The following is a 15,312-nucleotide window of genomic DNA, read 5'->3' as shown; positions in this document are numbered from 1 at the left end:
TTCATGCCTGTCGTCATCCTCTCTGTTAGTACGGCTGCCGGGGCGAAACTGTTCGATTCGTGACTGGGGTAAGGCAAAAAATCGCCAGGAGCCAGCCGGCCACCGTCGTCGGCCATCGGGCCGCGGTGCCGGCGGGACGGTTGGCGGGTGCCGGGCGAGGGTCGCGCGGCGGCACCCGACGGGGTGCTACAAAGGGGATCCGCCAGTTGACCTCACGGCCGAGAAGGGACCTGTGCGTGCTCGTCGTCCACGCTGTGTGGCTGGCCGGTGGTCGGCTCGCGATGTGGGCGGAGGACCCCAGGCTGCCCACCCGGCCGCCGCGCCGGCCCGGCCGTCCGCCCCGGGACCGGCCACACCCCTTCGCGGCCGGGCATCCCGGGCTGGCCGGTGCACTCGGTGAACTCGCCGCCAAGGCGACCACCGGCAGCGCCCTGCTCGCCCTGCCCACCCGGGCCGGCGCCCCTGTCGACTCGGCGGAGCTGGTCCGGACCGAGCCGGTCGAGCCGGCCCGTGGTCCGGTCGACCTTGCCTCGTGGCGGGTGCCGGTCCTGGAGTACGACGCCGACCACGCACTGCCGGTGCTGCTCGCCTTCGCCGCCGAGCCGCTCGGCGGCCGGGAGGCACCGGCCGGCCGGGAGCGGCCCGCCCGGCGGCGGTCGCCGGCCGGTCGAGTCACCGACCGGGAGCCGCCCGCCGACCGGGAACCCGACGGCTCGACCCCGCCGGTCCCGGGCGCGTCGCTGCGCCACCTCGCCGGGCTGGCCGACCTCGCGGTCGAGCTGGTCCGGCGGGGCCGGGTCCTGCCCGGCCTCTCCACGACCGGTCCGGACGGTTCGGCGGCCGCTGCCGGTCCGGCGGGTGCCTCTCGACTACCGGGCGGTTCGGCGGGCGCTGCCGGTCCGAGCGGTTCGGCGGGCTCGGCTCGGGCGGTGTGGCGCCCGCTGCTGACCGGGTCCGACGCCGGCTGGGCCCGCGCGCTGACCATGGCGCTGCCGCCGGTGACCCGCGCCGCGCTCGACCCGCCGGCTGCCGGGTTCACCGCGGCGCAGGACGGCACCGGATCGGCCGGGGGCCGGCCGGGTGGTGTTCCCGGAGCGAGCGGCTCGGCGGCGGCCACCGTCGCGGAGGCCCTGGACGCGCTCACCGACGCCGCCGCCCGGACCGCCCTGGAGGGCGTACGGCTGATCGGGGCGGGTCGGGCAGGTGCCGCCGACGCCGCCCTACGGGACTGGCTCCGGGCGCTGACCGGTCGGCAGCGGGACTTCACCGCGGCACCGGAGGCGCTGGCCGGACTGGACCGTGAACTGCGCGCCTGGCAGCGGGACGCCGCCGGCAGCCCGGTACGGGCCTGCTTCCGACTCGTCGAACCACCCGCGCCGGCCGAGATCAACCCGACGCCGACCGAGCCGGACGAGCTGGCGGAGCCAGACGACCCGGCCGGGGCAGACGATTCCGCCGCGGCGGATGATCTGGCGGGGTCGACCGGGAGGGAAGGACTGGCCGGGAGCGGCGCGCTGGCCGGGCTGATCGACGTCGACGCGCCGGCCGGGGCGGAACGGCGTTGGCGGGTGGAGTTCGCCCTCCAGGCGGCCGACGAACCGAGCCTGGTGGTCGGGGCGGACCGGATCTGGGCGGCCCGGGGCGACCTGCGGGCGCTGGCCCGGCACCTGGCCGATCCGCAGGAGACCCTGCTGACCGAGCTGGGTCGGGCGAGCCGGCTCTGGCCGGAGCTGGACGACGCGCTGCGTACGGCCACGCCGGAGGCGTTGGAGCTGGACACCGAGGGAGCGCACCGGTTCCTCCGGGACGGTGCGCCGGTGCTGCACGCCGCCGGGTTCGGGGTGCTGCTCCCGTCCTGGTGGCAGCGGCCGGGGGCCCGGCTCGGGGCCCGGTTGCAGGCGAAGACCCGTACCGCGCCGGGGACGGTCGCGTCGCGCAGCGCACTGGGTATGGACGCGCTGGTCGACTACCGGTGGGAGCTGGCCCTCGGCGACCAGCCGCTGCACGCCGCCGAGCTGCGGGCGCTGGCGAAACTGAAGACGCCGCTGGTGCGGCTGCGCGGCCAGTGGGTGGAACTGGACGCGAAGCGGCTCGCCGCCGGGCTCAAGCTGCTCCGCGCGGGTGGCGAGCTGACCGTGGGCGACCTGCTCCGGCTGGGACTGGCCACCGAGGATGATCCGGCGGCGCTGCCGGTGCTCGGGGTCAGCGCCGACGGCCCGCTCGGCGACCTGCTCGCCGGTCAGGCCGAGCGGCATCTGACGCCCCGGGAGGCGCCGGAGTCCTTCCGGGGCACGCTGCGGCCGTACCAGCAGCGCGGGCTGGCCTGGCTGGCCTTCCTCCAGTCGCTCGGGCTCGGCGGGATCCTCGCCGACGACATGGGGCTGGGCAAGACCATCATGATGCTCGCACTGCTCGCCGGTGACGGGCCGGAGGCCGGCCCGACCCTGCTGGTCTGCCCGATGTCGCTGGTCGGCAACTGGCAGCGCGAGGCGGCCCGGTTCGCCCCGGAGCTGCGGGTGCACGTACACCATGGTGCGGAACGGCCGCGCGGGGCGAGGTTCGCCGCGGCGGTGCGGGACGCGGACCTGGTGCTCACCACCTACTCGCTGGCGGCCCGGGACGCCGCCGCACTGGGTGAGGTCGACTGGCACCGGATCGTGGTCGACGAGGCGCAGTCGATCAAGAATGCCGCGACCCGGCAGGCCGCCGCCGTGCGGTCGCTGCCCGCCCGGCACCGGGTGGCGGTCACCGGTACCCCGGTGGAGAACCGCCTCGCCGACCTCTGGTCGATCATGGAGTTCGCCAATCCCGGGCTGCTCGGCGGCGCGCCGGCCTTCAAGAAGCGGTACGCCGAGCCGATCGAGCGGCACGGCGACGACGAGGCGGCGGCCCGGCTGCGCCGGATCACCGGCCCGTTCGTGCTGCGCCGGGTGAAGACCGACCGGTCGATCATCACCGACCTGCCGGAGAAGCTGGAGATGGAGGTGCTCTGCAACCTCACCCGGGAGCAGGCCTCCCTCTACCAGGCGGTGGTCGATGACATGATGGCCAGGATCGAGTCCAGTGACGGCATCGAGCGACGCGGGCTGGTGCTGGCCACCATGACCCGGCTCAAGCAGGTCTGCAACCACCCCGCGCAGGTGCTCCGGGACGGCTCGGCGCTGCCCGGCCGCTCCGGCAAGCTGGCCCGGCTGGAGGAGATCCTGGACGAGGTACTGGCGGCCGGCGAGAAGGCACTGATCTTCAGCCAGTACGCCGAGTTCGGCGGGATGCTCCGGGCCCACCTCGCCGCCCGGTTCGGCCGCGAGGTGCTCTACCTGCACGGCGGCGTCGGCAAGACCGACCGGGACGCGATGGTGGCCCGGTTCCAGGACTCCACCGGGGACGGGTCGACCGGCCCGGCCCTCTTCGTCCTCTCCCTCAAGGCCGGCGGCACCGGGCTGACCCTGACCGCCGCCAACCACGTCATCCACGTCGACCGGTGGTGGAACCCGGCGGTCGAGGACCAGGCCACCGACCGGGCGTTCCGGATCGGCCAACGCCGCCCGGTGCAGGTCCGCAAGTTCGTCTGCGCCGGCACCGTGGAGGAGAAGGTGGCCGCGATGATCAACGAGAAGCGGGGGTTGGCCGCGCGGATCGTCGGCAGCGGCGAGCAGTGGCTCACCGAGCTGTCCACCTCGGAACTGCGCCAACTCTTCGCCCTGGAAAGCGGGGCGGTGGTGGAATGAACCTCTTTCAACCTGAACCACGCGGCGCTCGCACACCGCGTCCGACCTTGCGCTCCGACGGACCGCAAGGGGAGGTTGAAGAAGGTTCAATGAGCGAGCGGATCACCAGGTGCGGCGCGCACCCGTCCGGAGCGCCGGCATGACCGACTTCCGCGAGTACGGCCGTCCGCGCAGGGTCGACGGTGGACTGCGGGCGCGTACCGCCCGGGGGGCGATCGGGCAGTCCTGGTGGTCCCGCCGCTTCGTCGACGTACTCGAGTCCTTCGCGTTGGGCACCCGGCTCACCCGGGGCCGCTCGTACGCCCGCGCCGGGCAGGTCCTCTCGCTCGACGTGGCACCGGGCGAGGTGACCGCCGTCGTCCAGGGCTCCCGGGCGAAGCCGTACCGGGTGTCGATCCGGTTCCGGCCGTTGACCGAGCGGGTCTGGACCCGGCTGGAGAGGCTGCTCGCCGCGCAGGCGCTGTTCAGCGCGCGGCTGCTGGCCGGCGACGTACCGCCGGAGCTGGAGGCGGTCTTCGCCGAGGCGGGTGCGCCACTCTTTCCGGCCGGGGTGGACGAGCTGACCCAACGCTGCGACTGTCCCGACTTCGCCGTGCCGTGCAAGCACCTGGCCGCGACCTTCTATCTGCTCGCCGAGGCGTTCGACGCGGATCCGTTCCAGCTGCTGCACTGGCGGGGGCGGGACCGGGCCCGGCTACTGGCCCGGCTGCGGGCGCTGCGCGGTGCCGAATCCGGCGACGGCGGGGCGGCGCGGCGGAACACCGACCCGGGGCGTGGTCGCGGGCCGGCGGGCCGGCGTGGGGCACGTACCGGTGAATCCGACAGCGACACCGACACCGACACCGCCGGGCTGCCGGTTCCGACCGACCCGGGCCCGGCCGACTCACCGCCGGTCGGAGCCGGGCCGGCCCTCGCCGACCTGCCCGCCGAACCGTTGGCCGGAGCGCTCGACCGGTTCTGGGTCGCCCCGGTGCCGTTGCCGGCCCGCGCGCCCACCCTGGCGACCGAACCGGAGCTGGTACTGCGCCAGCTCGGACCGCCGGCCGCGGCGATCGGCGGGCCGGGCCTGACCGAGCGGCTCCGCCGCGCCTACCGCCGGTTCGGCGACAGCGAGCCGGTCTGAGCCTGCCGTGTTGCCTGCCGTGTCCGGTTCGGCGACGACTGCGCTGCCCTCGCCCGAGCTCACCGGATCCGCCGGGCCTGCCACATCATCAGGGTGGCCGCGACCAGGACCGCCGGGGCGATAGCGACGGCGAGCCAGCCGCCGAGCACGACCAGGGCCGGCACGGTGGCCCAGAGCACGAAGGTCAACACGAGTATCAGCCGAGCGCGCCGCAGTTTGCCCCGGTCGCTCAACCGGGCGACGAACTCGGGATCGCTTATCCGGAGCTGGTGCGTGATCTCGTCGAATCGGCGCTGATCCTCTTTGCTGAGCATGGCGTGGGCCCTTTCCTCAGACGTCAACCAGTCCGGCGCCGGATTACCCGGTCCGGGGCCGCTCTCACGCTCCTCGTACCCCTGCTACCAGCCCGGTCGCCGGCCAGGCGCGTCGCACCGGCCCGGCCGGCGCGAGCCCGCGCGGGCCGGGCCCGACGTGACCGCCCAGTACGGGCGACGGTGCCCGGGAGACACCCGGAAGGCATCCGGAGCGGGAACCGGCCACTCCGGGGCAGACGCGGCGGGAACCGACGATTCCGGCCCAGGCTAAGCGGAAACCCGGCGATTCCCGCCGAGACGCCGGCGGCGACCGACGATCCGGTGCCCTCAGTAGCCCCGGCGGGGGGCGGGCAGGTGTGCCGGGAAGAGCGGCTCGGGCAGCGCCGGAGCGACCGCCTCCAACGCCTCGACGATCAGCTCCTGGACGCCGTACGGGTCGGCCAGGCGCCAGCAGGTCTCCTCCGGGGACACCAGCCAGCGCACCGTCCCCTCCGGCAGCCGGGTCGGCGGGGCAGGAATCCACGAGCCGGAGCCGTGCCGGACCACGTAGAGGTTGTGTTCCAGTTCGGGCCGGAGCGGCTCGCCGGGGCGTACCAGGAACATCCACCGGCCGCCCGGTGTGACCGCGACCGGCCCGCGGACCTGGTTGGAGACGGCGCCGAACAGCCGCGGCCGGGCCTGCTCCAGCGCGAACCGGCCCAGGTAGGCGGGGACCTCCAGGACGTCGAAGGCGCGGCCGGTGGCGAGCAGGATCGAGTGCGGGCGGAGCCGCCACCAGGTGGCGACCCGGGCCGGGTCGGCGGTGGCGTTCTGCTCCCAATGCTCCAGCGCCGGATGGCAACCGGTGGTCGGACAGCCGGCCCGGCCACAGACGAAACGGTGCCGGGCCAGACACGCGCCGGGGGTGACCTGCCAGCCGTGGCTGGCATAGCGGACCGCGATCCGGCGCAGCCGGACCCGGTCGAGTTGGGCGAAACGGACCGAACGCGGACGGACCTTCTCCCACATTTTCGTGAACCCCCTACATTTATTGATCTCGGCCAGTTATGCAGGTCGAAGCCCGTCACTGGCGTCTGACGCGGTCGTTTGTCCGGGCAGACAGCCGCAAGTTGCATCGAAAGCTACGAGCGGCCGTCTCCGGAGTGACGTACATGCTGTGCGACCAGCGCAGATGTGAGTCGCACCCCGTTTTCGTACCGGCGCGGGCCCCCTACCGGACCGCCGACGCAGAAGGGAGGGCCGGACGTGGACGAACTGCCGATCGGGCGTCGCGTCGCCTACTGGCGCGGTCGCCGCAAAATGTCGCAACAGGTCTTCGCCGATCGGCTCGGAAAGTCGAAGAGCTGGGTGGACAAGGTCGAACGAGGCGTACGCCGCCTGGACAAGTTCTCGGTGCTCTACGAGATCGCCGACGTACTCCAACTCGATGCCCAACTCCTGCTCGGCAAGGCGCCGGAACGTCGGGCCGACGGGCTCACCTGCATCGACGAGGTGGAGGTCGACGAGATCCGCTCCGCCCTGGAGCGGTACGACTCGATGAGTTCGTTCCTCACCACGAATCCGCAGCCGCCCTCGCTGGCCGAGATGACCAAGTCGGTGAACCACGCCTGGCTGACGTTCCAGTACGCCCGGTACGGCGTGTTGACCCGGGCGCTGCCGAAGCTGCTCCGGGACGCACAGGCGCTGGACAGCGTGGCCGGCGGCGACGACGGCCCCAAGGCGGCCCACCTGCTCGGGCAGGTGTACCAGATCGCCTCGTCGGCGCTGCGCAAGCTCGGCGAGTACGAGCTGGCCTGGCTCGCCGCCGACCGGTCGATGGCGGTCTCACAGCGGGCCGGCGATCCGCTGCTGGCTGGGGTGGCCACCTACCGGGTCGGCAACGCCCTGCTGGCGCTCGGCCGGGCCCGGCCGGCGCTGGAGGTGAACGTGAGCGTCGCCAACCGCCTGGCGCCCGGCGGTGGCAACGACGCAGGGCCGGAGCGGCTCTCCGTCTACGGGATGCTGCTGTTGCAGGGGGCGATGGCGGCGGCCCGGATGGGCGACAACAACACGGTCAAAGACCTGATCTACGAGGCGGAGGGCGCGGCGGACCGGCTGGGCGGCGACCATAACCACTACTGGACCAGCTTCGGCCCGACCAACCTGGAGCTGCACCGCGCGGCGGCGGCGGTGGAGCTGGGCGAGGGCGGGAACGCGGTGCAGACCCACGAGCGGCGGATCATGCGGCGGGAGGGCTTCAACACGCTGCTGCCGGAGCGGCGGGCACACCACATGCTGGACCTGGCCCGCGGGTTCGCCCAGATCGGCGACCTGGACCGGGCGGGCGAGGCGCTGGTCGACGGCGACCGGCTGGCCCCGTCCGAGATCAGGTGCCGGCCGATCGCGCACGAGGTGATGTCAAACGTGCTGCGTCGCACACGGGGTGCGCCGCCCGCCGCGATTGCGGAGTTGGCTGAGCAGATGGGAGTAGCGATATGACGCGGCCGGTCCCCGGGCTTGCCCCAGCCACCCGGGCGGTGCCGGAGGTCGTCCGGTGACGGAGTCGAGCGGGTCCCGGGTGCTGTACGTGCTCGCCTGCGGCTCGCCGCTGACCCGGCACGTCGGTCGGCTGGTCGGCTGCGCGCAGCGCGACGGCTGGGACGTCTGCGTGGTGTTGACCCCGGACGGGACGAAGTTCGCCGACGTACCGGCGCTGCGCCGGCAGACCGGGCATCCGGTGCGGTCGACGTACAAGAACCCCGGCGATCCGGACGTACTTCCCGACGCGGACGCGATGATCGTCTCTCCGGCGACGGTGAACACGATCAACAAGTGGGCCGCCGGGATAGCGGACACCCTCGCCCTCGGTCTGCTGGTCGAGGGGCTCGGCAAGGGGCTGCCGATCGTGGCGATGCCGTTCACCAACGCCGCGATGGCGGCCCATCCGGCCTTCCTGACCAGCCTCGCCCTGCTGCGGGACTGGCACGTCACGGTGCTCTTCGGCGACCACGTCATGCCGCTGCACGCACCCGGCACCGGGGAGCGCTACCTGGAGAGGTTTCCCTGGGAGATGGCGGTGACGGCGCTGCGGGCCAGGCTCTCGGTCAGCGGCCAGCGCGGCTGAACCGGGGCGGACCCGCCGACGGGCCGGGCCGGCGCCGGTAAGCTGGGCCGCCGTGGATGCATCCGGAGCTCAGGCGGTCAGTGTCGCCGACGTCGTGGCCGCGCTCGACCAGCGTTACCCGCCGGCCTGGGCCGAGGGGTGGGACCGGGTGGGACTGGTGGTCGGTGAGCCGTCCGCGCCGGTACGCCGGGTCTGCTGCGTGGTGGACGTGGTGCCGGAGACCGTCGCCGAGGCGCTCGGCTACGGTGCCGACCTGATCGTGGCGCACCATCCGCTGCTGCTGCGCGGGGTCTCGTCGGTGGCCGCGACGACGTACAAGGGCCGGATCGTGCACCAGTTGATCCGCAACGACGTGGCCCTGTACGTGGCGCACACCAACGCCGACATCGCCAACCCAGGGGTCTCCGACGCGCTCGCCGTCCGGCTCGGCCTGACCGACCTGCGCCCGCTGCGCCCGGCCGACCCCGCCGGTCCGGCCAGCGGGGCGGGGCGCGGCTTCGGGCGGATCGGCCGGCTGCCGCAGCCGGCGACGCTGGCCGAGTTCACCGGCCACGCGGCCCGGGTGCTCCCGCCCACCGCCTGGGGCGTACGCGCCGCCGGTGACCCCGGGCGGACGATCTCGACCGTGGCGGTCAGCGGCGGGGCCGGTGACTCCTTCCTCGCCGACGCCCTCCGGGCCGGCGTCGACGCCTTCCTCACCGCCGACCTGCGGCACCATCCGGTCAGCGAGTACCAGGCCGAGGAGGGGCCGGCTCTGCTGGACGCCGCGCACTGGGCGACCGAGCGGCCCTGGCTGGACGACCTGGCCGCACACCTGCGCGAGCGACTGGGCGTGGAGACCCTGGTGTCCGATCTGGACACCGATCCGTGGACGGTGCAGGCGGCGTCTCCCGTACCACCCGTGCTACCCCCCGCATCCCTCGTGGAGAAGGAGTCCCCCCGATGAAGGCCGACCCGAAAGACCAGCGTCGCCTGCTCGACCTGCAGGCGATCGACACCGGGCTCGCCCAGCTCGCGCACCGGCGCCGTACGCTGCCGGAGCACGCCGAGCTGGAGACGCTGGCCCGGGAGCTGTCCGCGCTGGAGGACGAGCGGGTCCGCGCCCAGGTGGCAGTGGACGACCTGGACCGGGACATCGCCCGGCTGGAGCGGGACGTCGAGCAGGTGCGGATCCGCAAGGACCGCAACGAGGCCCGGCTGACCGTCGGCTCGGGGCCGGCCCGCGAACTGGAGGCGCTGCAGCACGAGCTTGCCTCCCTCAACCGGCGGCAGACCGAGCTGGAGGACGCCGAGCTGGAGCTGATGGAGCAGCGGGAGACCGCGCAGGGCGTACTCGACGGGATCGAGCAGCGGCTGGCGGCGGCCCGGGAGCGGCGTGCGGAGACCGAGCAGCGGCGCGACCGGGCCCTTGCCGAGATCGGCAAGGAGGAGGAGTTCAAGGTCGGCTCGCGGCAGCCACTCGCGGCCGACCTCCCGGCCGACCTGGTGGCGCTCTACGACAAGATCCGGGAGGCGTCGGGCGGGCTCGGTGCGGCCCTGGTCGCCGGTGGGCGCTGTGGCGGCTGCCGGCTGGAGCTCTACGGCGCGGACCGGGGCCGGATCAAGGCCGCCGCTCCCGACGAGGTGGTGCGCTGCGAGGAGTGCCGGCGCATCATGGTGCGTACCGCCGAGTCCGGGCTGTGACGGCGTCGGTGACGGGATCGGGAGGTGGACCCGTGCCGGGTCGTAAGGTCGTGGTGGAGGCGGACGGCGGTGCCCGGGGCAATCCGGGGCCGGCCGGTTACGGCGCGGTGGTCCGGGACGCCGGCAGCGGCGAGGTGCTCGCCGAGCGCTCCGAGTCGATCGGGGTCGCCACCAACAACGTCGCGGAATACCGTGGCCTGATCGCCGGGTTGGAGGCCGCCCGCGCGTCCGGGGCGTCCGGGGTCGAGGTGCGGATGGACTCCAAGCTGGTGGTCGAGCAGATGGCGGGCCGCTGGCAGATCAAGCATCCGGGCCTGCGTCCGCTCGCCGCCCAGGCGGCCGGGCTGGTCCGGAAGTTCGACTCGGTGACGTACACCTGGATTCCCCGGGAGCGCAACCGGCACGCGGACGCGCTGGCGAACGCGGCGATGGATCTGGCCGCCGGCAAGGCGCCGGAGGTCGCCCCGGACAGCGCGGCCGAGGCGGAGGCCGCGACGCCGGCCGATGCGTCCGGGCGGGCGCAGGCGCACGAGGTCGCCGCGCAGGGGTCGACCGCGAAGAGTTCCTGGGAACCGCGTCCGGCCGAGACCGCCACCCGGCTGCTGCTGCTCCGGCACGGCGAGACGGAGTACACCGCGAAGGGCCGCTACTCCGGCCGGGGTGACGTGCCGCTCTCCGACCGGGGCCTGGTCCAGGCGGGTGCGACGGCCCGCCGGGTGGCCGGGCTGGTCGACACGGTCGCGGCCGTGGTCAGCTCGCCCCTGTCCCGGTGTACGGCGATGGCCGGCATCATCGCGGGTGGGCTCGGCGGGGTGCCGGTGGTGGTCGAGCCGGATCTGATCGAGTGTGACTTCGGCGAGTGGGAGGGGCGTACCTTCGCAGAGGTACGCGAAGGCTGGCCCGCCGAACTGGATGCCTGGCTGGCCTCGCCGGCCGTGGCTCCGCCCGGCGGGGAGTCCTTCGTCGACGTCGGCGTCCGGGTCGGCCGGGCGATGGCCAAGCTGCTGGCCGACTACCCGGGGGAGACCGTGGTGGTGGTCTCGCACGTCTCGCCGGTGAAGATCGCGCTCCGTGACGCGCTGGCCGCGACCGACGCCTTCCTGCACCGGCTCTACCTGGACCCGGCCGGCCTGTCCCTGTTGGACATCTGGCCCGACGGCGGAATGGCGGTACGCACCGTCAACGACACCGCCCACCTGTGAGGATCTTGTAGGGGCGGGACCCTGCCTAACACTTCCGGGGCGAGGGTTCTTCGGTGAGGAACGTGAGCAGGTTCTTGACGAACCGGGGCGGATCGTCGAGCCAGGGAAAGTGACTGGCGCCGTCCTGCACCACGGTTTCGGCGTTCGGGAAGAGCGCGGCGAGCGCCCGGGCCGCCTCCGGGGTGGGCGCCGGATCGAGTTCGCCGGCCACGACCAGCACCGGGGCGTCGAGTCGGGCCAGTGCGGTGCGGACCGCGGCGATATCCGGGGCGAAGTCCTGGTAGAACCCGGCGGACGGCGCGTCCGGCCGTTCCTCCGGTTCGGCCTCGGCGTGTGCCCGGGCCCGCTCGTCCCACCGCCCGTACCCGAACGGCGCGGCACCGATGCGCAGCGGGTTCACCTCGTCGGGCCCGGCGCCCCGGGCGGCCGCCTCCTGCCAGGCGTCCATCGCGGCCTTCGCCTCCGGGTACCACCACTGCGCGGAGCGGGCGGTGACCGCCTCGGCGAAGCCGAGTGTCTCCACCCCGACCGCACGCAGCCCCGGGGTGACGAGCAGCAGCCGGGAGATCCGGTGCGGATGCCGGGCCGCGTAGAGTTCCGCGAGGTTGCCGGCGGCCGAGTGGGCGAGCAGATCCATCCGGTCCAGTCCGAGGTGGACCCGGAACGCCTCGACGTCGTCGACCAGCCGGTCGCACCGGTAGCTCGCCGGGTCCTCGGGGACCGCCGACTCGCCGCTGCCGCGCAGGTCGAGCATGAGCAGGGTGCGATCCCGGCTCAGTCCACCAAGGTCGCCGAGGTAGCTCGTCGCCCGGGCCGGTCCGCCGGGCAGGCAGACGATCGGCGGTCCGGACCCCAGCACGTGGTAAGCGAGTGCGGTGCTGTCGTACGAGGGAAATCGCGGCACCCGGTCAGCATGGCAACCGGTCGATCGCCGATCAAGAGCAATCGCCATACTTCGATGTTTTCTTTGCCCCGATAGGACCGTTTGGGGTGACCCTATTCTGGCCGTTGATCACCATTCGGCGCACCGTGGTCGCCGTTTGGCGCAGCGGGCCGATGTCGCCGAGGTGACCACCGTCACTCTGCCCTAACCTCCGGCGTCACATATAGGTCAACGCCGACACGTCATCCAGGTCAACGCCGATGCGTCATCGGAAGAGTCAACCGGGCGGGCCACCAGGCCGCAGCGCAGCGAGGAGACGGCATGAGCGAGCGTAGCGAGCGAATCTTCGAACACGGCGCCGATCTGCCTCAGGACGGTACGGAGCGAGAGGAGTGCCGGCATGAGCGACCCTGAGACGCCGGCGGCGCCGGCCGGCGAGGTGGTGGCGAAGGCCCGGGCGAAGGACCACAGTCCGTGGAACTGGCTGCTCTTCCTGCCGATCGTCGTGCCGCTGATCACGCCGTTGTTCAACGCCGACTCGCCCCGGCTGTTCGGCTTCCCGGTCTTCTACTGGCTCCAACTGGTGTTCATCCTGCTCGGGGTCGGCACCACGACCCTGGTCTACCAGATGACCAAGAAGCGGGGGTGACCGGTGATGTGGCGGGACCATCTCACTGAGATCGTCATCTTCACCCTGCTGTTCCTGCTGGTCAGCGGGATGGGCTTCGTCGCCGCCCGGTGGCGGGCACCGAACGACATGGCGCACCTGGACGAGTGGGGCCTGGGCGGGCGCAGTTTCGGCGGCTGGATCACCTGGTTCCTGGTCGGCGGCGACCTCTACACCGCGTACACCTTCGTGGCCGTGCCGGCGCTGCTCTTCGGGGCCGGCGCGGCCGGGTTCTTCGCGGTGCCGTACACGATCATCATCTATCCGCTGGTCTTCCTGGTGCTGGTCCGGCTCTGGTCGGTGTCGCACCGGCACGGCTTCGTCACCCCGGCCGACTTCGTCCGGAAGCGGTTCGACTCGCCGACCCTGGCACTGATCATCGCGATCACCGGGATCGTCGCGACGATGCCCTACATCGCGCTCCAGCTGGTCGGCATCGAGGCGGTACTCAAGACGATGGGGGTCAGCGGGGAGAGCACGGTCGCCCGGCACCTGCCGATCATCATCGCCTTCGCCATCCTGGCCGCCTACACCTACCAGTCCGGGCTACGGGCGCCGGCGCTGATCGCCTTCGTCAAGGACTCGCTGATCTACATCGTGATCCTGGTGGCGATCGTCTACCTGCCGTACAAGCTGGGTGGCTGGGGGAGCATCTTCGACGCGGCGGAGGCGAAGTTCGACGCCAGCCCGTCACCGAACGACGGCATCACGCTCAATGCCAACAACCAGTTGCAGTACATCACCCTGGCCCTTGGCTCGGCGCTGGCGCTCTTCCTCTACCCGCACAGCCTCACCGGCGTACTTGCCAGCCGGAGCCGGGACGTGATCAAGCGGAACATGTCGGCGCTCCCGGCGTACAGCCTGCTGCTGGGTCTGATCGCCCTGCTCGGGTACGCCGCCATCGCCGCCGAGGTGACCCCGCTGCCGGGCGCGACCGAGGGCACCGTGGACAACAACACCGTGGTACCGCTGCTGTTCGAGCAGCAGTTCCCGAGTTGGTTCGCCGGGATCGCGTTCGCCGCGATCGGGATCGGCGCGCTGGTGCCGGCCGCCATCATGTCGATCGCGGCGGCCAACCTCTTCACCCGGAACATCTACAAGGAGTACCTGCGCAAGGACGCCACCGCGGCCCAGGAGGCGAACGTCTCCAAGATCACATCGTTGGTGGTGAAGATCGGTGCGGTCGCCTGCATCGTCTTCCTCGACCCGCAGTTCTCGATCGACCTCCAACTCATCGGCGGGGTCATCATCCTGCAGACGCTGCCGGCGGTCGCCCTCGGCCTCTACACCCGGTGGTTCCACCGGGGCGCGCTGGTCGCCGGCTGGGTGGCCGGGATGGGCCTCGGGATGTGGATGCTCTACCAGATCCCGAACCCGGCGACCAAGCGGGCACACTTCGGCGGGTCCGCGTTCCCGCTGGAGAAGCTCGGCTTCGACGGCTCAGCCAAGACCATCTACGTCGGCCTGGTCGCCGTCGTGGTCAACCTGCTGGTCGCGGTGATCGTCACGCTGGTGCTCCGGGCCGCCAAGGTCCCCGCCGGGGTCGACGGGACCGAACAGGACGACTACTTCGCCGACCAGGGCGATCCGCGGCTCCTACCCAGCCCGAGGGAGTCGGCCGAGGTGGCCGGCGAGGCGGTCGAACCCTCCCCGAAGGTCTGACCGACCCCCGACCCCGACCCGCGCACACCGGCACCCACCGCCCGCTCCCGGGTGGTAGGTGCCGGCGTCGGGGTCAACGCCAGGAGCGGTAGAGCAGCAGCAGGCCGATCACCGCGCCGAAGAGCACGATCACGGCCTTGAGTATCTCGGGCCGCATCCGGCGGACGAGCCGCGCGCCCGCGTACCCCCCGACGACGGTCGCGGGGGCGACCACCGCGACGGCGGCCCAGTTCACCGGACCGAACGCGGCGAAGGCGACGATCGTGGTCAGCCCGACCACCGCGGAGAGCAGATTCTTGATCGCGCTGATCCGGACCAGCGACTCGTCCAGCACCAGCGCCAGCCCGGCCACCAGCATGACCCCGAGCGCGGCACCGAAGTATCCGCCGTAGACCGCGCCGACCACCACCATGGTGTGCAGCGCGACACTTTGCCGTGGGACGCTCCGCACCGCCGTCCGGCCGGATGTGCCGCTGCCCGTGCCCGTGCCGGAGTCGGAGCCGGTCGTGGTGGGGTGCCCGGCACCCCGTCCGACGAGGCGGCGAAGCTGGTCCTGGAACGCCAGCACGGCGCTCGCACCGAGCACCAGGAACGGTACGGTCACCTCGAACGCCCGGGCCGGGGTGGAGAGCAGCAGCGCGCAGCCGGCGGCGGTGCCCAGCACGGTCCCGGGGACCAGCCGGAGCAGCCACCGGCGGTCAGGCAGGTCGACCCGACTGCCCCACACGCTGGCCAGATAGCCGGGACAGACGGACATCGAGTTGCTCACGTTCGCGGGAACCGGCGGCAACCCGACCGCGATCATGGCCGGAAAGGTGATGAGCGAGCCTCCGCCGGCCACCGCGTTGATTACACCCGCGGCGAGCCCGGCAGCGACCAGTAGCAGCGCCTCGGGAAAATCCATAGCCTGTCGAGGCTAATCCGCGCTGATTCCTGTCTCTCGGTGG

General features: G+C 72.7%; 12 protein-coding genes and 1 pseudogene. 9 read left to right on the top strand and 4 right to left on the bottom strand.

The annotated features are described in order from the left end of the window. Positions 1 to 236: 236 nt before the first annotated feature. Positions 237 to 3,728 (top strand): DEAD/DEAH box helicase, encoded by a 3,492-nt coding sequence (locus tag EV371_RS04160; protein WP_130460875.1) that lies wholly within the window; start codon positions 237 to 239, stop codon positions 3,726 to 3,728. A gap of 102 nt (positions 3,729 to 3,830) precedes the next feature. Beyond that, positions 3,831 to 4,851, top strand: a pseudogene (locus EV371_RS04155) (SWIM zinc finger family protein); the annotation flags it as partial. Between the two features lie 59 nt (positions 4,852 to 4,910). On the opposite strand, the gene EV371_RS04150 reads toward EV371_RS04155, so the two are convergent. Continuing rightward, the gene (locus EV371_RS04150; RefSeq protein WP_130460874.1) at positions 4,911 to 5,165 is read right to left on the bottom strand and encodes a DUF3040 domain-containing protein; all 255 of its coding nucleotides are present in this window, start codon (positions 5,163 to 5,165) and stop codon (positions 4,911 to 4,913) included. A gap of 327 nt (positions 5,166 to 5,492) precedes the next feature. Then, positions 5,493 to 6,173, bottom strand: a complete 681-nt coding sequence (locus EV371_RS04145) for a bifunctional DNA primase/polymerase (RefSeq protein WP_130460873.1) — start codon at positions 6,171 to 6,173, stop codon at positions 5,493 to 5,495. A gap of 237 nt (positions 6,174 to 6,410) precedes the next feature. On the opposite strand from EV371_RS04145, the gene EV371_RS04140 reads away from it, so the two are divergent. From EV371_RS04140 to EV371_RS04120, 5 genes are read left to right on the top strand one after another with little or no spacing between them, the layout of a single operon-like run. Next, complete coding sequence (locus EV371_RS04140; RefSeq protein ID WP_130460872.1) at positions 6,411 to 7,643, top strand: helix-turn-helix domain-containing protein; 1,233 nt, start codon at positions 6,411 to 6,413, stop codon at positions 7,641 to 7,643. A 55-nt stretch (positions 7,644 to 7,698) separates the two neighbouring features. Next, positions 7,699 to 8,268 carry an HFCD family protein gene (locus EV371_RS04135; protein WP_486484474.1) on the top strand — a complete coding sequence of 190 codons (570 nt, stop codon included), beginning with the start codon at positions 7,699 to 7,701 and terminating at the stop codon, positions 8,266 to 8,268. 52 nt (positions 8,269 to 8,320) lie between these two features. After that, positions 8,321 to 9,214: a Nif3-like dinuclear metal center hexameric protein gene (locus EV371_RS04130; RefSeq protein WP_486484473.1), complete on the top strand. Its 894-nt coding sequence runs from the start codon at positions 8,321 to 8,323 to the stop codon at positions 9,212 to 9,214. After that, the gene (locus EV371_RS04125) at positions 9,211 to 9,951 is read left to right on the top strand and encodes a CT398-like coiled coil hairpin domain-containing protein (protein ID WP_130460871.1); all 741 of its coding nucleotides are present in this window, start codon (positions 9,211 to 9,213) and stop codon (positions 9,949 to 9,951) included. The genes EV371_RS04130 and EV371_RS04125 overlap by 4 nt, the downstream gene beginning before the upstream one ends. A 32-nt stretch (positions 9,952 to 9,983) precedes the next feature. After that, complete coding sequence (locus tag EV371_RS04120; RefSeq protein WP_130460870.1) at positions 9,984 to 11,153, top strand: bifunctional RNase H/acid phosphatase; 1,170 nt, start codon at positions 9,984 to 9,986, stop codon at positions 11,151 to 11,153. A gap of 25 nt (positions 11,154 to 11,178) precedes the next feature. Here the strand turns inward: EV371_RS04120 and EV371_RS04115 are convergent, their stop codons facing one another. Then, entirely contained in the window at positions 11,179 to 12,057 is an 879-nt protein-coding gene (locus tag EV371_RS04115; protein WP_130460869.1) for an alpha/beta fold hydrolase, read from the bottom strand. A 379-nt stretch (positions 12,058 to 12,436) separates the two neighbouring features. On the opposite strand from EV371_RS04115, the gene EV371_RS04110 reads away from it, so the two are divergent. Both EV371_RS04110 and mctP read left to right on the top strand, forming a co-directional pair. Further along, complete coding sequence (locus EV371_RS04110) at positions 12,437 to 12,685, top strand: DUF3311 domain-containing protein (RefSeq protein ID WP_130460868.1); 249 nt, start codon at positions 12,437 to 12,439, stop codon at positions 12,683 to 12,685. 6 nt (positions 12,686 to 12,691) lie between these two features. Beyond that, positions 12,692 to 14,365 (top strand): monocarboxylate uptake permease MctP, encoded by a 1,674-nt coding sequence (gene mctP, locus EV371_RS04105; protein ID WP_130460867.1) that lies wholly within the window; start codon positions 12,692 to 12,694, stop codon positions 14,363 to 14,365. A 73-nt stretch (positions 14,366 to 14,438) separates the two neighbouring features. On the opposite strand, the gene EV371_RS04100 is transcribed toward mctP, so the two are convergent. Further along, positions 14,439 to 15,269 (bottom strand): sulfite exporter TauE/SafE family protein, encoded by an 831-nt coding sequence (locus tag EV371_RS04100; RefSeq protein WP_130460866.1) that lies wholly within the window; start codon positions 15,267 to 15,269, stop codon positions 14,439 to 14,441. Positions 15,270 to 15,312 lie beyond the last annotated feature (43 nt).

The sequence above is a fragment of the Plantactinospora sp. CNZ321 genome (genome assembly GCF_004217235.1).
This window is presented reverse-complemented; position numbering and strand designations above follow the sequence as displayed.